The following is a 20,365-nucleotide window of genomic DNA, read 5'->3' on the forward strand; positions in this document are numbered from 1 at the left end:
GGCGGCGAGGGCTACCTTGGCTTTGAACTCACTGCTGTACTGTCGACGTTTCCTGCTCATGATCAAGCTCTCCTGGTCGGTCTGATCAGAGCTTAGCGCCTGGTCCGAATTCCGGGGACCACTTCACTCAGTGACTGACGGCTTCTTCATTGGCCACGAAACCGGCATCAGCGCACAGGCGGCTGAATTCATCCCAGTGCTTCATGACCTGCCAGGCGCCCGTGGTCCGCAGTACCTCGGCGTGGCCCGGCGGGATGTGGCTGGCGCCCAGATGGCCGACGACCTTGAGGCCCGCGGCCACGGCTGCCTGCATTCCCGTGCGGCTGTCTTCCACCACCAGACATTCCTCGGCGGAGCGTCCCAGCGTCTTGAGGGCGAGCAGATAGAGGTCCGGCGCCGGCTTGGGATTCATGACCTCATCGGAGGTGAAGATCGGCAGCTGCTCATCACCATTGGCCGCGGCAATCTCATCGAGAATGCCACGCAGCCCCGAGCTCTCGAGATTGATCTTCATGCGCTGCTCAGAGCTGTTGGACACGATCGCCAACGGCAGACGCTGATCGCGAATCCACTCCAGCGTCTCGCGCACCCCGGGCATGGCCTTGAGCGAGTCGGCCAGGCGGGCATCGACGAGATGGCGTACCTGGTCGAGCGCATCCACGGGCAGCGTGTGCTGACTGCGTGCTTCCAGGTCCAGCAGGATATCGCGCGTCATCATGCCCAGACAGCGGTCCAGCTCATGCTCGATCTGCTCTGCACTCCCCAGGTCTGGCAGCCAGACGGGAAGTTTTTCCTTGAGCACGCCATCAGCGATGATCTCGCTATCCACCAATACACCGTCACAATCAAAGATAAGTTGCTTCATGCGAGCTCCAATTCGAGAAAAGATGGCCGAAACACGTGATGAACAAGACACCTTGTCGCGCAAGGCATTGAGCGGCCACAAGAAGTGATATCCCTCATTGATGAGGGCAGAAAACTGAAAAGCAATCCCGACACTCTGCAGCAGACCTGGGCGAGGATTTTCCGAGGCAAGGCTGTCGGTAGGTGACTTGACGCGCTCAAGGGTAATGCACTGCAATGGCAACGTCATGACAGGAATTCTTGCCTTATCAAGACACCCATGCAGGAGGAAGTATGCGACATCGCCATTCCCGCACATGTTCACATCCCTCACACACGTCCGGCTTCGGCACGGGCCTTCTGGCCGGCGCCGCCGCGGCGACCGCTTTCTTTCTGGGCCGACGCCTCAACAGTGCTCGCAAGGTCAGTAGCGGCCATCCGCTGAAGCATCAGGTGCTCGATGCGGCCTCGCAGGTCATGCAGCGCAAGTATCCGATGGAAGCGATGAGTACCTACCTCAACGGCTTCCACCATTACGCCGATGACATGGGGCGTCAGGTGGAGGCCAGCCACTTCTGCATCCACCTGGAACATGATCTGCACCAATGCGTGATCTTCGATTCCAATCGCAGTGATGCCCGCTTGATCGGGATCGAATACATCATCAGCGCCGAGCGCTACGAGCAGCTGCCCGAGGAAGAGAAGCCGCTCTGGCACAGCCATCACTATGAAGTGAAATCCGGCATCCTGGTGGCCCCGGGAATTCCGGAACTGGCGGAGCGCAGCTACTTCGAGGACCTCGTCACCACCTACGGCAAGACCTTCCACACCTGGCAGATCGACCGCGACGACTTCCCCTACGGTATCCCGCAGCTGATGATGGCCTTCACCCGTGACGGTCAGATCGACGAGGAGCTGATGAAGCGCCGTGATGAGCGCCTGGGCATCAGCACCGAGGAGCGCCGCCGGAAGCGCGCCGAGATTCCGCTGCCCGATGTCAGCCCCAAGGCCAACGGTGGCCCGACACCACCTGACAGCGAGTCCCACCAGCCGCCGAAGGAGAGCCTGAACGACAGCCGCTGAGGCTAGGTCGCAGTGAATCAGCTACACGAAAAGGGACTCCCCCCACGACAAGGCGCCAGGAAGCCGCGATGGGCATCCCCTGGTGATCAGCTCTGGTTGTCGTGTCGCGGCTTGTCTTCGCGTGATGTCGAAGCCATCTTCTCGAGCTCCTCTTCACTCATGGAGTCATACATCGAGCGAGCGGCCCCGTCCAGCTCGCTGACCTTCTGCTCACCACGACGTGCTGACAGTGCTGCCCCGGCTGCCATCTGCTGTGCCTTGGACTTGGCTGGCATGATTGTCCTCCCTCTGGGCGAATATCGTGAACCATGATCGGCTGCCATGCGCTCGACCATGCCGCTTGCTGTCACTCTCCATGAGCCATGCGGTCCCCCTTCGCCCTTTTCAACCTCACAATGCCTTGAGTTTGCCCTCTCTGACCCAAGGCCATGCAGGAGAGGCAGATAGCCGTTCTCCGCGAGAACGCCTCCGGCCATCGAGCAGAATATCGCCAACGACCCACAATAATATCGCCATCCAACAGCGGGAGAGCCGCCATGCGTGACGTCGAATTTCCTCAACATCTTTCGCCCCATACTGCCAAGGATGACCTGACAGCGCTGGACGCCGAGCAACTGGCACACGGGTACCAACGCGGTGAGTTCGACCCGTTACAGGTAACCCGAGCGGTGCTCGATCGTATTGAGCGACTCAACCCGCTTGTCAATGCCTATGTACATGTCGCACATGACACGGCGCTGAAGGAGGCGCGTGAATCCACGCAGCGCTGGCAGGCCGGCAAGCCATTGAGTCCACTCGATGGCATTCCGACCTCACTGAAAGGCCTGACAGATGTTGCCGGCATGCCGGCGAGAGCAGGCTCCCTGATCACACCGGCTACGACATGCCAGCAGGATGCGCCGCCGGTCAGGCGCTTGCGTGAGGCAGGCGCGATTCTACTGGGCAAGACCAACACCCCCCGAGTTCGGCTGGAAGGCTGTCACCGACAACCTCGTGCATGGCACCACCAGCAATGCCTGGAATACCCAACTGACGCCCGGCGGCTCTTCCGGTGGCGCGGCTACTGCCGCCGCCCTGAACCTGGGCGTGCTGCATCAGGGCGGTGACTCCGGTGGATCAATCCGCATCCCCGCCGCCTTCAGTGGCATCTTCGGCTTCAAACCCACCTTCGGCTGGACACCGCAGTGGCCGCCCTCCAAGGCTGCCTTTCTGTCCAGCATCGGGCCCATGACCCGCAGCCCCCGTGACGCCGCCGCCATGCTCAATGTCATCGGCCGTCACGATGCCCAGGACCCTTACGCCAACCGCGGCCAACCCGAGGATTGGGGCGCGGATATCGGCAAGTCGCTGGCAGGACTGCGCATCGCCTACTCGCCATGTTTCGGGTCTGTCGAGGTCGACCCCGAGATCGCAAGCCTGGTGGAGCGCGCCGCACAGCGTCTGGCGAACCTTGGCGCGGACATCGTGGCGGTCGATCCCCCGGTCGCGACAAGCCTCGAGACGTTTCGCAAGATCTGGTTCACCGCCTCGCTGGGGCTCTGGGATGACTGCGATGCCCAGCAACGTGAACAGCTCGATCCCGGGCTGGTCGAGAATGCCATGTGCGCACGCGAATGGTCGTCGCTGGATCTCTTCAAGGCACTCGAGGAGCGCTACCGGATCACCCAGGCGCTGGAGCAATTCAATCAGGATTTCCACCTGTTGCTGACGCCCAGCGTCGCCGTCACCCCCTTCGCGCTGAATCACCAGGTACCCCCGGATAGCCAGATGCATGACTGGGAGGAATGGGCGCCGTTCTCATATCCCTTCAACCTGAGCGGCCAACCTGCGGCGTCAGTGCCCTGTGGCTTCACGTCTCAGGGGCTGCCCGTCGGCTTTCAGCTGGCAGGCGGCAAGCACGATGATGTGCGACTGCTGCGGGCAGCCGCTGCCTATATGGATGCCTACCCTACCGCGCATCCCGCCGAGCCCTACCGTCCAAGATGAGGCCGCGCGGCCGCACTGGCTGACCGGCGCCCTTCACATGCGACAACGCCCGCCACTGCCCCTTCATCAGGGCGGTGGCGGGCGTTGGCTGAGATGCCTGTCGTCCAGGCAAGAGGCTATTTCAAAGAGCTGTCTCAGAGGCTATTTCACAGGGCTATTTCAATACGCCCTGCAAAAGGTGATTCATATGAACCCAGCCCCGTGAACCGCCCCGGTTACTTGAGCGAATCCTGATTGCCGATGCGCGCCATCATCTCGGTGAACATCTGGATGTCGAGCATCAGGTTATCGACCCGCTTGAACTCCTCGGAGGTATGCCCGGTATAGGTCTCGCCCGGCATGGACGGGCCGAAGTTGATCGCATTGGGCAACAGCTTGGCGGTCGTGCTGCCCGCGGAGGAGCGCGGCTCGGCCTTCATGCCGGTGGTATCCCCGAAGATATTGAGCAGCGTCTGCAGCCAGGCACCGCTGGGATCACGCAGCATCCAGTCGCGAATCTCGACGTTCAGCGTCATGTCCATGCCCTGCTCGCTGGCATAGGCGTTCAGCTTGTCCTGAATTGTCTGGCTCAATTCCTCAGGTGATTTCTCACCGGCAGGCGCACGCACATTGACCGCGACCCGCAGCGCATCGTCCTCCCTGGCGAAGAAGGTCGGCGTCACCTTGAGCGGCCCCATGAAATCATGGGAATACGCGATGCCCAGCTGCTTGCCGTGATAGTCCAGCCCGTAGTTGTCGTTCAGGTAATGGATGGCATCTTCATAGGCATTGTCATGGAAATCGATGCCGGAGGTGGCAAGCAGGCCCGCCAGCCGTGTGACAGGATTGACGCCGTTGGCCGGCGCCGAGGAGTGGGCCGACTTGCCGGTCACCGTCACGCTGACCTCTTCGCCTTCCACCTCACTGGCGACGCTGAAGTCCTGGCCATGCTCCTTGACGTAGCGGCTGCCGAGCGTTTCAAGCTTGTGGCTGAGCGCCTTGGCGCCCGCTGCGTCAGCCGCGTGCAGCGTGGCGGTGGAGCGCTCCGGAATCTGGTTGGTCGCCAGGCCGCCCTTGAAGTCGGTGATCGTCGGCAGAGCATCGACTGCCTGATCAGATGACGCCTCGCCCGCCTTGGGCGTCAAGGGGAAGCGCGCATCGATGGTGCCGAAACCATTCTCGGCCGTGATCGCCGGATAACCGCTATCGAGCACGATATTGTATTCCGGCAGGTCATTTCTGGCCTTGTAGTACTCGAAGCCATCACCACCGGTCTCTTCCGTGGTCTCGATCATCAGGCGAATGGTGCGCTTGAGCGGCACCTCATTCTCCTTGAGCGACTTCATGGCATACAGCGCCGCGGCAATCGAGGCCTTGTCATCTTCGGTGCCGCGCCCGTAGAGCTTGCCGTCGATCTCGGTCATCGCGAACGGGTCGAGATGGGTACCGTCGTCGAGTGTCCAGCCCTCCTCGCCTGCCGGCACTACATCGCCGTGGGTCAGAATGCCGAACACGTCATCGCCAGTTCCCTCGAGCTCAACTTCGAAGACGCGGTTGTCGACGTTACGGAACGTCAGGCCGAACGCCTCGGCGCGCGCCTTGATCAACTCACCGAAGCGCGCGATTTCCGGGTTCTCGAATTGCGGCTTCTCCCCCACCTTGGCGGTCGGGATCGCGACCATTTCCTTGAGCAGCGCCTGGACGTCATCGCCGTACTGCAGACGGTTGTAGACCCCCAGCAGACGATAGATGTTGACGAAGGCATCGCCCTCAAGCGTCTCACCGGCCTGATACTGCTCGATGGCAGCCCTGACGGCCGTGTCCTGTGAATTGCGTTCGGCTACCTGGGTCAGAAAGCCATTGAAGTCCGGCGCCAGCTCCTGCCGGCCCTGTTCGATCAAGCTGACCAGCTGGGCACGCTTGAGCGTATGTTCACCCTGCGGTGCGCGCTTGCCCGTGTCATCGGCCGCCATCGGCTCGTCTGCGCTGACAGGCAGCGCGCTGCCGAGCCCGAGTGCCAGACCCAGCGCGAGGGCCGTCTGACGAGAGGTAGCGTGAGTGGCTGTGCGGGTACTCATGGGCATGTACATCCTTGTGTTAGGCAAGACGCCACGTCGTCAATGGCCGCAGAGACAAGCGATGAGGAGAAGACCCTCACCGACGCCCGGCGGCAGCTGACCACGCGACATCAAGACGGTTTCATCGGCCTTGCAGTGAAACATGAATGTCTTATACACAACCATCTTATGTACTAGGCCACGCCACGCCAACCCTGGCGAGAGGTGCCTGCCACTCTGCTCTCCATTGTGGCCTTGGTCCTCTTCGCCCCAGACGAGCGACTCAGTTCCAGCGCTTGAGCAGAATCTCGATGAACAGCTCCGCGATCGGCGACAGGGATTCACCGCGCCGCCGCAGCAGGCCAATGGTGCGATCGATGCGCGGTTCGGGCAGTTCACGCTGACATAGCACCTCGTGTTCCGGTCCCGGCATGGCCATCGACGGCAGGATGGCGACGCCCAGCCCGCTCTCGACCAGACCCAGTGACGTCGAAAGGTGCTGCACTTCGTAGAAGCCATCCAGATGCAGGCCGGCGGACAGCAGGGTGTTGTCGAGCAGAATGCGGTTGCCGCTGTCACGCGAGACCGTGATCAGGCGCACATCGTCCAGGTCGCTCCATTCCACGCGCTGTTTCTGTGCAAGAGGATGGTCACGCCGCAGGGCCAGCACGAAGGGATCACGATAGATGGAAGTGAAATCCACCGCCGGATGGTGGGCACTGACCATATTGATACCAAAGTCTGCCTCCCCCGAAACCACCCTTTCGACCCCTTCATTGGCGCTGACATCCAGGATGCGAATCCGGATACCGGGATAGGCGGTATTGAATTCGCGCACCACGCTGGGCAGGAAGTAGAAGGCTGCCGTGGGCAGGCAGGCGATGGTCAGCACCCCCTTGCGGTGAGTGGCAAGCTCGCGGACGCCGACCAGAGACGACTCATAATCTTCGAGCAACTTGCGGGCTTTGGGCAGGAAATCACGCCCAACGGGCGTCAAACGACTTCTTCGCGTGGTGCGTTCGAGCACCTTGGCGCCCAGAATTTCCTCCAGTTTCTGGATGCGGCGCGACAACGCCGGCTGCGAAATATGCAGCCGTTCTGCCGCCTCATTGAAGGAATGATTCTCGGCGACCTCGACGAACACCGACAGATCCAGAAACTCCAATCTATGCATGCAACTACCTTATTGTTTCAGTTTTCGGATTAATGCGCACAATGATGACAGTATAGGTTTTATTTGCATTTGATGCATAGATCATCGGCTGTGATGCTTCATGAAGGCGCAAACAGACAGGAGCGCGTTCCAACATGATGCATTCACTTCCTTGCATGATCCTACGTGGCGGTACCTCTCGGGGTCCCTTCCTGCGTCTGGATCACCTCCCCGCCGATGACGAAGGCCGTCGCGAAGTTCTGCGTCAGGTCATGGGCTCCGGCCACGTACTGCAGATCGATGGCCTGGGCGGCGGCAATTCGTTGACCAGCAAGGTCGCCCTCGTCGGGCCGCCCAGTCATCCTGAAGCTGATGTCGATTACCTGTTCGCTCAGGTCGACGTAGAAGGCGACAAGGTCGACTTCTCGCCCAACTGCGGCAACATGCTGGCCGCCGTCGGCCCCTACGTCATCGAGACCGGCATGATTGCGCCGCAGGGCGACCTGACGCGTCTGCGGATTCACAACCTCAACACCCGCACGCTGATCGACAGCCAGGTGCCAACGCCCGGCGGCGCGGTGGCTTACCAGGGTGACACGCGCATCAGTGGCGTGCCCGGCGTCGGCAGCGCCATCAAGCTGGGCTTCCTCGGCGCGGTGGGCGCCAAGACCGGCAAGATGCTGCCCAGCGGCCAGGTCATCGACGTGATTGATGGCGTCGAGGTGACCTGTCTCGACTCCGCCACGCCGGTGGTGCTGATCGAAGCGGCAAGTCTGGGCTGGGCGGGCAACGAAGCGCCGGCCGAGATGGATGCCAACCGCGAGGCGATGGCACGTCTCGAGCAGATTCGCCTCAAGGCGGGAGAATTGATGGGCATGGGCGACGTCAGCGGCTCGGTGCTGCCCAAGCCGGTGATTCTCTCCGCCCCGCGCACCCAGGACGGCACTCTATGCGCCCGTTACTTCGTGCCGCATCGCTGCCATGGCGCCCTGGCCGTCACGGGGGCCATCACGCTGGCCGTTGCGACCAGCATCACGGGCACCCTGGCCAATCGTGTGGCACTCGCAGCCGGCACTCTGGCACCGGATAGCCTGGCGGCAAACGTTCATCTGGAACATCCCGCCGGATTTCTGGATGTCGAGGTCGAGCATGCCAATGCCGACCCGATGACCCCCAGCCGCGTGTCTCTGCTGCGCACGGCACGCAAGATCATGAGTGGCGAGGTGTTCTTGAACCTCCCCGACTCGGTGGAAATGCCTGGGCGTGCATGACACGCCAGACGACCGCACTGGCAAGCGCCAGAGGCGAAGAGTTCGTCGACAGGCAACGAGCAGGTACTGCAGTATATTGATTTACAATGAATTTTCGCTAAACGAAATAGCCTGACTGCGCCGCCATGCAGATAGCGCATCACTGATCGACAACGCATTCCAACAATAATCAGGAGTCAGACCATGTCCATCATCGTGTCTACCCCCAAGCGCCAGACCCTCAAGCGTCATGCCCGTACCACCGCATTGGCCTTCATGCTGCCCGTCATGGGCCTGATGCCACTATCCTCAGCCGTTCACGCCGCGGCGGAAGTCCCTGACACCCTGACCTGGACCGTCCCGTTCGGTGTCGGGGGCGGCACGGACGTCTGGGCACGCTTCATGTCCAACTGGGTGACCAAGGACCTGCCGGGCAACCCGGCTGTCGTCATCGACAACGTCCCGGGCGGTGGTTCCATCACCGGCGTCAACCTGTTCAGCAAGCGTGCCGGCGATGACGGCGACGAGATGGTCGTCACCTCGGCCTCTACCCAGTATCCGGCCATGCTGCGCGACCGTCGCGTGCGCTATGACTATGCCGACTGGGAGCCGATCTTCGCCGCACCGACAGGGGGTGTCGTCTACGCCTCAAGCTCGCTGGGCAAGGACAGCGCCAGTGCGCTCGAGGCCCTCGCCTCCCAGGAAGTGAAGTTCGCCGGCCAGAACCCGACCGGGCTCGAGATGCCGGTGCTGATGGCCTTCGATCTGCTCGACTTCCAGGTCGACCCGGTCTTCGGCATGAAGAGCCGTGGTGAAGGCCGCCTGGCCTTCGAACGTGGCGAAGTCGCCCTCGACTTCCAGACCACCTCCGCCTACAAGAGCAACGTCACGCCGCTGGTCGACGCCGGCCAGGCCGTACCGCTGTTCAGCCTTGGCGTGATGGATGACGAAGGCCATATCGAGCGCGATCCGTCCTTCCCGGACCTGCCGACCTTCTCCGAGCTGTATCTGGCCCAGGAAGGCCATTCACGTGACGACGAGGCCTACCAGATCTTCCACAAGTTCTTCGCCTCCGGTTACGCCATGCAGAAGATGCTGCTGGTGCCGAAGGACGTGGATCCGGAACTGCTGGAGCTTTACCGCCAGGCCGCGCGTAATCTGGCCAAGGACCCCGAGTTCCTCAAGGAGGCCGCCGAGAAGGTCGGGCCCTATGGCCTGATGGTCGGCAAGGCCGCCGCGACCCAGCTTCAGGAAGCCATGCAGCTGAGCGAAGCCGAGCACGAATGGGTCAAGAACTGGCTGATGGAACGCCACAATATCCGCCTGCAATCTCGTTGAGGCGCGCAATCACACCCGTAACGGTCTGAACCCACGGGTGTGATGGGGACCCACTCACGGGGCTGCCGATCAGCAGCCCCGTGAGCCTTTCACTCCCTGCCTCACCATGCTCTCCCCGGCACCGCCTCTGAGTGTTAGAGAAGCATCTAGAGAAGAACAAGAGGTTGAGTAACGCCATGATCGACACTCTCCTGTCCAGCATTGGACACGTCTTCACGCTGACGCATCTGCTGTTCATGATGATCGGCATCTTCGTCGGCCTGCTGGTCGGTATCATTCCCGGCCTGGGCGGCATCGCCGGCATGGCCCTGCTGCTGCCCTTCCTTTATGGACTGGACCCGGGCTACGCCCTGGGCATGCTGATGGGCATGGTCGCGGTCATTCCTACCGGCGATACCTTCGCCTCTGTCCTGATGGGCATTCCCGGTTCCAGCGCGTCGCAAGCCACGGTGCTGGATGGCTTCCCGCTGGCCAAGAAGGGCCAGGCCGCCCGCGCGCTGACCAGTGCCTTCCTGTCTTCCCTGTGTGGTGGCGTGATCGGCGCCATCATCCTGACCGGCTTCATCCTCGTCGCACGCCCCCTCGTACTGGCCTTCTCGTCAGCCGAATTGTTCGTGTTGACCTTGCTGGGCCTGACGATGGTGGCGGTGTTGTCCGGCAAGAACCTGTTCAAGGGCACCGCTGCCTGCGGCCTCGGCCTGCTGGTCGGTGCCATCGGCGCCGCACCGGCGACCGGCGAGTACCGCATGAACCTGGATATCGACTACCTGTACGACGGCGTACCGCTGATCGTGCTGGGTCTGGGCATCTTCGCCCTGCCGGAAATCGTCGAGCTGCTGCTGGGACGTGGCAGTATCGCCAAGAACGGCAACACCGACCTGGGCAAGGGCTGGTCTGCCGGCATCAAGGATGTGGTCAAGAACAAGTGGCTGGTCGCGCGCTGTGCCGGTATCGGCAGCCTGATCGGGACCATTCCGGGTCTGGCGGGTTCCGTGGTCGACTGGATCACCTACGGCTTCGCGGTCAAGACCGCCAAGGACCCGAGCCAGTTCGGCAAGGGCGACATCCGCGGCGTCATCGCGCCGGAATCCGCCAACAATGCCTGCGCCTGCGGTGCCATGGTGCCGACACTGCTGTTCGGGGTGCCAGGCTCCGGCACGGCGGCGGTCTTCCTGGGTGGGCTGTTGCTGCTGGGCCTGGAACCCGGCGTGTCGATGATCACCACCAATCTGGACATGACCTACACCATCATCTGGTCACTGGCGCTGGCCAATATCCTGGGCGCGGGCCTGTGTCTGATGCTGGCGCGTCCGGTCGCGCAGCTGACGCGTGTACCCTTCGCCATTCTGGCCCCTGCCATCACCGTGCTGATCCTGTTCGCTGCCTATCAGGCCAGCCGCTCGCTGGGTGACTGGGCCGCGCTGGGCATGATCGGCATGATCGGTGTGCTGTTCAAGAGTGCTGGCTGGTCGCGTCCGGCCTTCCTGATCGGCTTCGTGCTGGCACCGGGTGCCGAGAACTACTTCTACCAGAGCATGCAGTTCCACGGCGCCGAAGCCTTCCTGCGTCCGGGCGTGCTGATCATCCTCGGCCTGATCCTGCTGGCCTTCTTCCTGCCGGTGATCCGCAAGGCGATCATGCGTCGTCGCCAGACCCATGAAGTGGTCGAGACCGCGCCGTCGCCGGAAGAGGATGTCTTGGAATCGCGTGGCTTCGGTGGCGTCGACTTCCTGCTGCTGTTGATGATGGGCGCAGCCGCCCTGTGGGCGCTCTACGACGTCAAGGACCTGATGCCGCTGGGCAAGGCCTTCCCGACGCTGGCCGCCTTCATCACGCTGCTCTCGGTGATCGCCGTGGTCTTCAACGGCTGGCGTCGCGGCATGATTCGCGTCAAGCAACCGGCCTTCAAGGCAGTGGGTGTGGTACTCGGCTTCTTCGTGCTGATCGGCGTCAGTGCGCTGCTGGGCTTCGTCTCCACCGCCGTGCTGTTCTGCCTGGGCTTCCAGCTCACCATCGCGCGCAAGTCGCCTCTGTTCGCAGGGCTCTTCGCGCTGGGCGTGGCAGTCTTCCTGCTCGGCATGCAGGCGGCGATGAACCTGCACTACCCGACGGGTCTGCTGGATGACGTGGTGCTGCCGATGATTCCCTTCCTGTAAGGCCAGCGGGCATCACCAGCACTCAACTCTCGAGTACGACATACGCAAGCGGGCACCCATTGGGTGCCCGCTTGCATATTGTGACAACCCCAAGCCCATTGTCAGGTGCTCGCCGCCATCACGACTCACTCGACGCGATGAAACCTGGCTCGTGCCGCCTGTGGCGACACCCCGAAATGACGCCGGTAGGCCGTGGCGAAGTTGCAGGCGTGGGCATACCCCACCTGATGCGCCACCTGCTGAATGCTCACCCCGCGCCGCAGAGCCTGCTCGGCACACCGCATGCGACATTCACGCTGATAACTGCCCAGTGACTGCCCAAAGGCCTGGCGAAACTTGTGGCGCAAGCCGGAGGGGCTCATGCAGGCCAGCCGCGCCAGTTCCTCCAGCGAGTGTGCGCCATGCGGCACGGCGGCAAGACGCTGGCGCACCGCCTCCAGATGTCGACAGGCGCCGTGGGGGCGCGATGGGGACGCTAATGGCGATGCAGGGGCTGCGGAGAATGCCGGCACCTCCTGTGCCTCACCAGCGCGGCGCTTGAGTGCCGCCCCCAGCAACTGCAGCGCTATCCCCTGCCACTCCAGCATCTCCCCCTCGCAGGCGGGGGTCGTTGGCATCTCGCACTCTCGTTGTGGGCCCTCACCATCAGGGGCTCTGACACGCTCATCCAGTTGCTGATGAAGCCAGCGCCCCGGCGTCCAGCCCAGCGGCTGGGAATGACGCGCGCACGGCAATGCATCCCAGTTCGCCAGACCCCGCCGTACCTGCAGGGACTGGCTGGCCTCGCCCTCCAGATGCAAGCTGATACAGCGCAGGCGGCCTTGAGGGTGATAGCTCTTAAGCGTCGGCGGCGCAGACTGCGTTCTCGCCGGGCGAAAGATCCCCCCTTGCCCCGCGGACAAGTCGATCCCCGCGCCGTCCACGCCTGATAGCGTCAGCCGCCCTTCCAGCACCAGGCAGAGATAGAGGCCCTCATGAAACTGATGCTGGCCGTGATAGGCGCGTGACACCTCTAGATCACACAGCGTCAGATGCGCATCCCGCCAGGGATGCAGGTCATGCACCTGCCCCTCGCAGTGCGGATATTTCGCTGCTTGCCAGCCTCGCCGCTCGCTGAGCGATGAAGGGCGCTGTTGAGGTGAGGCCATGACGCGGCGAGTGGCCAGACTGTCGGCTATGTCTCCAAGCGGCTGTGACATGTCGCTGCAAATCCCTGCAAGGTGAATCCTGGTAAAGGCTTACCGCCTGCTGCGGGTCGCACTGACGGCTGAAGGGTCGCACGTTGCCTCTCAGCGGCAATGCCAGGCCGCGGCTTGCGAATACGGCTGGCGCACACAAAATACAATGATTATCGAAAGCAAAACAATCTCATTATCATATAAGTATTGCATCTTGTCTCATGTAAGGCCCTGTTCTCTTTTGCAGCCCTCTTGCAGGCCTCTTGCATCCCTCGAGTCAACGGCACTTTGCGGCACAGGCTGGCAAGCTTGGCCAGCAGGCTGAAAACTCTGCGAGAATTCACGGGTTTGACAGTACTGCACCTTATGTCACTAATGGATGCCTTTCCCCCAAGGAGCACGCCTCATGTTTCTGTTGATCCTCTTCGCTGCCATCGCGATTGGCATCTCATTCATCTGCTCCGTGCTCGAGGCGGCGCTGCTGTCGCTCTCCCCCAGCTATGTGGCAAGCCTGAGAGACCAGCACCCCAAGCGCCACGCCGCTCTGGCCAAGCTCAAGGACAATATCGACAAGCCGCTGGCCGCCATCCTGACGCTCAATACCATCGCGCATACCGTCGGTGCCACGGGGGTGGGCGCGCAGGTATCGGTCGTCTTCGGGGAAGACTGGGTCGGCGTGGCCTCGGCGGTGATGACGCTGCTGATCCTGGTGGCCTCGGAAATCATCCCCAAGACCATCGGTGCCACCTACTGGCGTCAGCTGTCGCCGATGCTGCCCGGCGTGCTCAATGCCATGGTCATCGCGCTCAAGCCGCTGATCTGGCTGTCGGAGTTGATCACCTCGCGCATCGGCAAGGATGCTCATGACATCGATGTGCGTGGCGAGATCAAGGCACTGGCCCAGATGGGGCTCGACAAGAAAGCCCTGGAAAATGATGAACAGCGCGTCATCACCAACATCCTCAATCTGCACGAGATGAAGGTGCGTGACGTGCTGACGCCGCGCCCTGTCTGCCAGACGGTCAGTCCCGAGATGAGCGTGGCCGAGTTCAATGACCAGCTGACGATCTGGCCCTTCAGCCGCTACCCGGTGATGACCGACGATGAGCGAACGCTGGGCATGATCCATCGGGCCGATGCCCATCAGGCAGAGCCCACCACGCCGCTCAAGGACCTGATGCGCCCGATCAGCGAGCTGCACGCCGAAGACAACGTCGAACATGCCTTTGGGCTCATGCAGCGCGAACGCCAGCATCTGTGCGTGGTCTACGACAACCTCGGCAACTGGCTGGGTGTCATCACGCTGGAAGACGTGATGGAGACAATTCTGGGCGAGGACATCATCGACGAGACGGACAACGTGGCCAATCTGCGTCGCTTTGCCCGCCAGCGCTGGACCAAGCGTATCGGTGCCAACACCTCAAGCACCCAGCCTGCCGCTGCAACGGCGGCTGGTGAAGGTGCTGTCTCGGGCGATGAAGCTGGCTCTGGTGAAGGTGCTTTACCCGTCTACGAGCAAACCGAGCAAGATGCGGGCTCAGCCAAGGACTCTTCCAAGGCCCCTGCCAAGAGCGCCGACGACAGCAAGCGCTAGGCTCGTCCCTCCACGCTTGTGACCCGCTCGAAGGCAAAAGTCCCGTGAAAGTCGTTGCCAGATACGACTATCGCGGGACTTTTTTATTGGCGGCTGTTGATACTGCCTGATAACCCATTGATTCCTCTTGCGAACTCCTACTTGTATGGTGCCGGATGATCACCGGAGAAGTCATACCCTTGGCAAACGCCTCCTAGCCGGTTTCAAATCCCTCTATCAAGGCATCCATCAGCACCCTCACTCGCCGAGGAAGAATCTGCGTCTCCGGGCGGACGATGTAGATGCTGGTATCTGCGCCGTCCCCACGGATGTCTTCCAGCAGCGGGATCAAGCGTCCAGAAGCCAGGTCACCGGCGATCAGGTAGTGCGGCAGACAGGCAATGCCGCGGCTGCCCAGGCAGGCGGCGTGCAGGGTTTCCAGGGAATTGGAGAGGAAGCCGCAACGCATGTCGGGCAGTGACTTGAGCCCCAGGCATTGAAGCCGCCGGGGAGATTCAGGATCAGGCTGACATGCTCTGCCAGCTCCGGCACTGAGCGCGGCGTGCCGTGGCTTGCCAGATAGTCCGGTGATGCACAGATGACGCGATGATTGGTGGCCAACCGCCTGGCGATCAGGCCGAGCTCGGGCTGTGCGGTGCTGCGTATCGCCAGATCCATTCCTTCATGGACCAGGTCGACCACCGCGTCCGACAGCGTCAGGTCCACGATCACCTCGGGATAGCGCTCCATGAAGCGCAACAGCAGGGGCATCACCTGCAGCTTGCCCAGTGCATTGGAACACGAGAGGCGAATGCGGCCCCTGAGTGCGCCGCTGCCTTCGGCAATCTCCTGCTCCACATTGCGCAGGCGCTCCTGCAACTCGCGCGTCTCCAGGGCATAGAGCTGCCCTGCTTCACTCAAGCGCATCTGCCGAGTGGAGCGAATCAACAACTGGGCACCAAGGCGCTGTTCCAGCTGCGCGATGCGCTTGCTGATCGCGGAGTGGGTAATGCCAAGCTGGCGCGCCGCCCCGGTGAAGGTGCCGGCGTCGACGACGGCGTGAAAGATGTCGAGGTCCGTATGCATTTCCATATGTTCCATTTGCTCACGGATACTGTGCGCGCACAACGGATTATCACCGTCCGCAAGGCATGTCACCCTGTCATCAGTTCCTGAAATGACAGATTCAGTGCCACATTGCTCAGCATATTCCTTGCCACATCTTTTACTTAACCAGCACCAAGAGAGACATCGCCACCATGACAGACCAGCCGACAGCCTCCGCCCTGTTTACCCCTTTCACGTTGCCAAGCGGCCGGGTGCTCGCCAACCGAATCGTCAAGGCTGCGATGTCGGATTCTCTCGGCGATGGCACGGGGCATCCCAGTAAGGCACAGCTGCGCCTTTACGAGCGCTGGGCAGAGGGTGGCGTGGCGGCGTCGCTGGTCGGTGAGGTACAGCCTGACCACCACCATGCCGAGAAACCGGGCAATCTGGTGCTCAACGCGCAGTCGGATCTCGCGGCCTTCACGCAACTGGCCCAGCGCGGTCAACAGCACGGTGCAGACCTCTGGCTGCAACTCGGCCACGCCGGTGCGATGGCCTACCCACCGACCAGCACGGCGCACGGCCCCAGTGCACTGGATATTCCCGGGCTACGTTGCGAGGCCATGAGCCTGAGGCCATCAAGGCACTGCCTGGCGCCATGGCAATGACGGCTCGCCTGGCGCGTGAAGCCGGGTTTGGCGGGGTACAGGTGCATGCGGCACACGGCTTCCTGCTCAGCCAGTTTCTGTCTCCCCTCTTCAATCAGCGTACGGATGACTACGGCGGCAGCCTCGACAACCGCATGCGCCTGATGCGTGAGGTGATCATTGCCGTACGTGAGGCCGTTGGCCACGACTACCCGGTACTGGTAAAGCTCAACTCCAGCGACCAACTGCAAGGCGGTTTCGAGGAAGCCGAAGCGCTGCGGGTGATAGCAGCGCTCGATGAGCTGCCCATCGATCTGATCGATATCAGTGGCGGCACCTACTTCCCCGGCGCGAGCTCGGCGTCGGATGCCAGCGCCAGCGGCCCCTACTTCGTCGAATTCGCCAAGCGTGCACGCGAGGTAACGACCCTGCCCCTGATGGCAACCGGTGGCTTCAAGACACTTGCGCAGGCCGAAGACGCCGTGGCACAGGGCGCCGTCGACCTCGTCGGCCTGGCCCGCCCACTGGCGCTGCACCCGTCACTGCCCGCCCTCTGGCAGGCCGGAGAATGCCCCGCGCCAGAATTCCCGCGTTTCAGCGCGCCGCCTGAAGGCGGGGTGACAGCCTGGTATACCCTGCGCCTGACCCAGCTGGGCGAGGATCGTGAGCATGAATCACTGGGCGAACTGGAGACGGTGCTGGCCGACTATGAAGCCCGCGACGCCGCACGTGCCAAGACCTGGAATGCGCACTTCGCGAACTGAGTCGCTTGCAGTAGGACAGACGCAAAACGCCGCAGCGCTGACGCTGCGGCGTTCTTGTTTCAGCCCTTGCGGTGATGCAAGTCAGGTCGTGGGAAACCGCACCAATGAAGCGTCTTCAGGCAGCGTTGTGCACACTGACTGAAGGCGCTTCACTGCCGCCCCTGTATCCCTGCGACTTGCCCTGGCGCTGATAGCTGCCCTTGCCCTTGCGCGCCTTTACCACGCGTTGCTTGAACATCGGGGTACGCAGCACCGCCTTGAGCGCGTTGTCCTGCACCTTGCGCTTGTGAGTCATGGTGTCTTCTCCTGTAGCTTCTCTATCACCGGTCCAGTATACGCCCTTTCGGTATGCAGAGTGATCAACCTCCGCTTCCCCCTCGTCGCTGGCCTGGTGAGTGAATAGCCCCGCGAATAGTTCTGCGTATAGCCCTGCGAATAGCCCTGCAGCTCCTCTAGAAAAAACTCGAGCAAATCCTCCAGCGAACCCTCCAGCGAGGATCATTCGATAATCTGGCGTCCTTTTCCCTACTGATCCCTGTTCTTTCTCCATTCACACACCACTCACTACTGTGACACCCCTTTTCCATCCTCCTCACACACTTATTTACGCAAAATCTCAAAATTACAAGCACCCACCTGCTTGACCAATAGATCATTTCATCCCACCACCTGCTTGACTCAGCATGCCTTGAATAGGCAGAAAATCATCCACCTTCGAATCGACATTGCAACACGGCAATCTTCTTTTCTTTCCACATGGAAAACAAGCCAGATAACGCCATGACAAACCACCGCCATAAATTTAAAAATATATACTTAAATCAACAATTTAAAAAAACCACCCAAGCCATGAGCCGATAAATCGCACCCTTGTGCCTGGCCTTCCCAAAGTGACACAACCCGAAATAATCTTACCACTAAAGTCTAAACACCCTCGTTATCGTGTACACTTCATACACTCAGAATCAATGTCTCACATTTGAGATGGCGCATCATTTCTGCGAGGATGCCTCACGTTCCGCGAGCCGTAGATTGCTCTCAAGGCAAGAAAAATACGGCTTCCGTGTTCAGGTTCAGTGAAATGTCGGGTGGCCAGTCAACTGGATTCCTTACCTTTCCAGGCCACCCAAGCGCTGGATAACGCTCATTATTATCGCGCTCCACTACATAGGAAAAAGCACCTGGTCAACACGAGATCCCGCAACTCGGGGTTCACGGAACATGACGTCTCATTACAGTCTCAACAGGAAATACCCATGACAAAACGCATTGCGATCATTGGCGCAGGGCCGAGTGGCCTGGCACAGCTGCGCGCCTTTCAATCTGCCGCTGACAAGGGTATCGATATTCCCGAAATAGTCTGTTATGAAAAACAGAGTGACTGGGGTGGCCTGTGGAATTACAGCTGGCGCACCGGTCTCGATCAGAATGGTGAACCCGTCCACGGCAGCATGTATCGCTACCTGTGGTCCAACGGCCCCAAGGAATGCCTGGAGTTCGCGGATTATTCCTTCGAGGAGCACTTCGGCCATCCCATTGCCTCGTACCCGCCACGTGCGGTGGTCTTCGACTACATCAAGGGTCGAGTCGATAAGGCAGGCGTGCGCAAGTACATCCGCTTCAACTGCCCGGTGCGCCACGTCAGCTTTGACGACACCCGCGAGCAGTTCACCGTCAGTGTCCATGACCTGCAGGCCGATGCGGTCGTTCAGGAGCAGTTTGATCACGTCATCGTGGCATCGGGTCACTTCTCGACCCCCAACGTGCCCGAATTCCCGGGATTCTCGCAGTTCAATGGCCGTATTCTGCACGCTCATGACTTCCGCGACGCGCTGGAATTCAAGGGCAAGGACCTGCTATTGATCGGCAGCAGCTACTCTGCCGAAGATATCGGTTCGCAGTGCTACAAGTATGGCGCTCGCAGCATTACCACCAGCTATCGCACCGCCCCGATGGGCTTTGCCTGGCCGGACAACTGGGAAGAGAAGCCGCTGTTGCTGAAAGTGGACCGCGACACGGCCTATTTCCGCGATGGCAGCAGCAAGAAGATCGATGCCATCATCCTGTGTACCGGCTACCTCCACCACTTCCCCTTCCTGGATGAGCCACTGCGCCTCAAGACGGGCAATCGCATGTGGCCGCTCGGTCTCTACAAGGGCGCTGCCTGGGAAGAAAATCCGCGCATGTTCTACCTCGGCATGCAGGACCAGTGGTACACCTTCAACATGTTCGATGCCCAGGCATGGTGGGTGCGTGACGTGATTCTCGGTGAGATCGCGCTGCCCAGCCGCGAGGCGATGCAGGCGGATAGTCAGGCATGGCGTGACAGGGAGGAGACACTGGACAGCGATGAATCAATGATCCTCTTCCAGGGCGATTACGTGAAGTCACTGATCTCGGAGACGGATTATCCGAGCTTCGATATCGACGGCGTCAATCGCACCTTCCTCGAGTGGGAGCACCACAAGCACGAGAACATCATGACCTTCCGTGACTACTCCTACCGCTCGCTGATGACCGGCACCATGGCCCCGCGCCATCACACGCCCTGGCTCGACGCGATGGATGATTCGCTGGAAGCCTTCCTGGCGCAGCCCGACAAGAGCGCCAGACAAGCAGGCGGCGAGACAGCCACCGCCGCGCAGCTCGCGACTGACGACGCCTGATCAGGCCGTCTCAGTCAGCAGCCGTCTGAACGAGCCAGCTGTCTGAGACGACGAGCTTCCTGATCCGCCAGGCAACGATGCCGCCGAGTCATGACACGACTCGGCGGCATCGTTCTATCAATTCACACGTGCAACAGCTCACACGTGCATGAGTGAATCAGAGCAAGCGTGCGCAAAGGCCTGCGCCTTGTGGCCGCCCTGCTCACGCCCTAGCCCACTTCGCGGATGTCGCTGCTTGGCAGATCGCAAAGTGATATCAGCGCCTGCGGCTGCGCGATGACCCGTTCCGGCGCCATGCTGGCCAGCCGCTCGGGGCTCTGCCATCCCCAGCTGACCGCAGCGGCACGACACCCTGCCTCGTGCGCGGCGCGAATGTCGCTGGCGGCGTCGCCCACCATCCAGCTGCGCTCCACCGCCACTTGCGGCGCTGCCAACAGACGCGCCAGCTTGGCCCCCTTGCTACCCGCGATCTCGCCGCCCAATACCTGTGACACGCAATCCGCCAGGCCGGCGGCGGCCGATGTCTGTCAAGCTTGTTGGAACCTGTAATCAGGCGGCTTCTAATCGCTGATCCTGTTGAACCAGCGGGTCTTCCTGGTCGGGGTTCAGCCAGACTGTCCGGCGCGGTGTCCAGTTGCGGGTGGC

At 61.4% G+C, this 20,365-nt stretch carries 18 protein-coding genes and 1 pseudogene; 10 read left to right on the forward strand and 9 right to left on the reverse strand.

The genetic code is table 11. The features are described 5' to 3' along the window. Window positions 1–127: 127 nt before the first annotated feature. Window positions 128–865, reverse strand: a complete 738-nt coding sequence (locus IZU87_RS15775) for an HAD family hydrolase (protein ID WP_082388488.1) — start codon at window positions 863–865, stop codon at window positions 128–130. Between the two features lie 272 nt (window positions 866–1,137). Between IZU87_RS15775 and IZU87_RS15780 the strand changes: the two genes are divergently transcribed. After that, entirely contained in the window at window positions 1,138–1,926 is a 789-nt protein-coding gene (locus IZU87_RS15780) for an OBAP family protein (RefSeq protein ID WP_213115144.1), read from the forward strand. A gap of 86 nt (window positions 1,927–2,012) precedes the next feature. Here IZU87_RS15780 and IZU87_RS15785 read toward each other — a convergent pair whose 3' ends face one another. Next, the gene (locus IZU87_RS15785; protein ID WP_043332182.1) at window positions 2,013–2,201 is read right to left on the reverse strand and encodes a DUF3008 family protein; all 189 of its coding nucleotides are present in this window, start codon (window positions 2,199–2,201) and stop codon (window positions 2,013–2,015) included. Between the two features lie 261 nt (window positions 2,202–2,462). On the opposite strand from IZU87_RS15785, the pseudogene IZU87_RS17990 reads away from it, so the two are divergent. Both IZU87_RS17990 and IZU87_RS15790 read left to right on the forward strand, forming a co-directional pair. After that, window positions 2,463–2,822 (forward strand): annotated as a pseudogene (locus IZU87_RS17990) (amidase family protein); the annotation flags it as partial. A gap of 22 nt (window positions 2,823–2,844) precedes the next feature. After that, window positions 2,845–3,912 (forward strand): amidase family protein, encoded by a 1,068-nt coding sequence (locus IZU87_RS15790; RefSeq protein WP_349305194.1) that lies wholly within the window; start codon window positions 2,845–2,847, stop codon window positions 3,910–3,912. Between the two features lie 215 nt (window positions 3,913–4,127). Here the strand turns inward: IZU87_RS15790 and IZU87_RS15795 are convergent, their stop codons facing one another. Further along, window positions 4,128–5,969: a dipeptidase gene (locus IZU87_RS15795; RefSeq protein ID WP_249330657.1), complete on the reverse strand. Its 1,842-nt coding sequence runs from the start codon at window positions 5,967–5,969 to the stop codon at window positions 4,128–4,130. Between the two features lie 262 nt (window positions 5,970–6,231). After that, entirely contained in the window at window positions 6,232–7,122 is an 891-nt protein-coding gene (locus IZU87_RS15800; protein ID WP_213115145.1) for a LysR family transcriptional regulator, read from the reverse strand. A 134-nt stretch (window positions 7,123–7,256) separates the two neighbouring features. Here IZU87_RS15800 and IZU87_RS15805 point away from each other — a divergent pair, with 134 nt between their 5' ends. The 3 genes from IZU87_RS15805 to IZU87_RS15815 all read left to right on the forward strand — a co-directional run bounded on the left by IZU87_RS15805 (window position 7,257) and on the right by IZU87_RS15815 (window position 11,845). Next, window positions 7,257–8,372, forward strand: a complete 1,116-nt coding sequence (locus IZU87_RS15805) for a 4-oxalomesaconate tautomerase (RefSeq protein WP_213115146.1) — start codon at window positions 7,257–7,259, stop codon at window positions 8,370–8,372. Window positions 8,373–8,555: 183 nt separating this feature from the next. After that, complete coding sequence (locus IZU87_RS15810; protein ID WP_249330659.1) at window positions 8,556–9,689, forward strand: type 2 periplasmic-binding domain-containing protein; 1,134 nt, start codon at window positions 8,556–8,558, stop codon at window positions 9,687–9,689. Between the two features lie 176 nt (window positions 9,690–9,865). Continuing rightward, a complete protein-coding gene (locus IZU87_RS15815) occupies window positions 9,866–11,845 on the forward strand; it encodes a tripartite tricarboxylate transporter permease (protein ID WP_213115147.1) in 1,980 nt (659 codons plus the stop codon). A 125-nt stretch (window positions 11,846–11,970) separates the two neighbouring features. Here the strand turns inward: IZU87_RS15815 and IZU87_RS15820 are convergent, their stop codons facing one another. After that, a complete protein-coding gene (locus IZU87_RS15820; protein ID WP_213115148.1) occupies window positions 11,971–13,044 on the reverse strand; it encodes an AraC family transcriptional regulator in 1,074 nt (357 codons plus the stop codon). Window positions 13,045–13,429: 385 nt separating this feature from the next. Between IZU87_RS15820 and IZU87_RS15825 the strand changes: the two genes are divergently transcribed. Continuing rightward, the gene (locus IZU87_RS15825) at window positions 13,430–14,617 is read left to right on the forward strand and encodes a CNNM domain-containing protein (protein ID WP_213115149.1); all 1,188 of its coding nucleotides are present in this window, start codon (window positions 13,430–13,432) and stop codon (window positions 14,615–14,617) included. Between the two features lie 193 nt (window positions 14,618–14,810). Here IZU87_RS15825 and IZU87_RS18185 read toward each other — a convergent pair whose 3' ends face one another. Together IZU87_RS18185 and IZU87_RS15835 are read right to left on the reverse strand one after the other, a co-directional pair. Beyond that, window positions 14,811–15,065 (reverse strand): LysR substrate-binding domain-containing protein, encoded by a 255-nt coding sequence (locus IZU87_RS18185; RefSeq protein WP_213115150.1) that lies wholly within the window; start codon window positions 15,063–15,065, stop codon window positions 14,811–14,813. Next, window positions 14,975–15,682 carry a LysR family transcriptional regulator gene (locus tag IZU87_RS15835; RefSeq protein ID WP_213115151.1) on the reverse strand — a complete coding sequence of 236 codons (708 nt, stop codon included), beginning with the start codon at window positions 15,680–15,682 and terminating at the stop codon, window positions 14,975–14,977. The genes IZU87_RS18185 and IZU87_RS15835 overlap by 91 nt, the downstream gene beginning before the upstream one ends. A 173-nt stretch (window positions 15,683–15,855) precedes the next feature. On the opposite strand from IZU87_RS15835, the gene IZU87_RS17995 reads away from it, so the two are divergent. Both IZU87_RS17995 and IZU87_RS18000 read left to right on the forward strand, forming a co-directional pair. Beyond that, a complete protein-coding gene (locus IZU87_RS17995; protein WP_283248924.1) occupies window positions 15,856–16,311 on the forward strand; it encodes an oxidoreductase in 456 nt (151 codons plus the stop codon). Next, on the forward strand, window positions 16,302–17,054 hold the full coding sequence (locus IZU87_RS18000; RefSeq protein ID WP_213115153.1) for an oxidoreductase: 753 nt from the start codon (window positions 16,302–16,304) through the stop codon (window positions 17,052–17,054). Before IZU87_RS17995 ends, IZU87_RS18000 begins: the two co-directional genes overlap by 10 nt. Window positions 17,055–17,169: 115 nt before the next feature. Here the strand turns inward: IZU87_RS18000 and arfA are convergent, their stop codons facing one another. Further along, a complete protein-coding gene (gene arfA / locus IZU87_RS15850) occupies window positions 17,170–17,349 on the reverse strand; it encodes an alternative ribosome rescue factor ArfA (protein ID WP_213115154.1) in 180 nt (59 codons plus the stop codon). A gap of 961 nt (window positions 17,350–18,310) precedes the next feature. Between arfA and IZU87_RS15855 the strand changes: the two genes are divergently transcribed. Next, the gene (locus IZU87_RS15855; RefSeq protein ID WP_213115155.1) at window positions 18,311–19,720 is read left to right on the forward strand and encodes a trimethylamine monooxygenase; all 1,410 of its coding nucleotides are present in this window, start codon (window positions 18,311–18,313) and stop codon (window positions 19,718–19,720) included. 209 nt (window positions 19,721–19,929) lie between these two features. Here IZU87_RS15855 and IZU87_RS15860 read toward each other — a convergent pair whose 3' ends face one another. Continuing rightward, a complete protein-coding gene (locus IZU87_RS15860; protein WP_213115156.1) occupies window positions 19,930–20,214 on the reverse strand; it encodes an HAD family hydrolase in 285 nt (94 codons plus the stop codon). Window positions 20,215–20,365 lie beyond the last annotated feature (151 nt).

This window comes from Cobetia sp. MC34 (genome assembly GCF_018340035.1).
GTDB lineage: Bacteria > Pseudomonadota > Gammaproteobacteria > Pseudomonadales > Halomonadaceae > Cobetia > Cobetia amphilecti.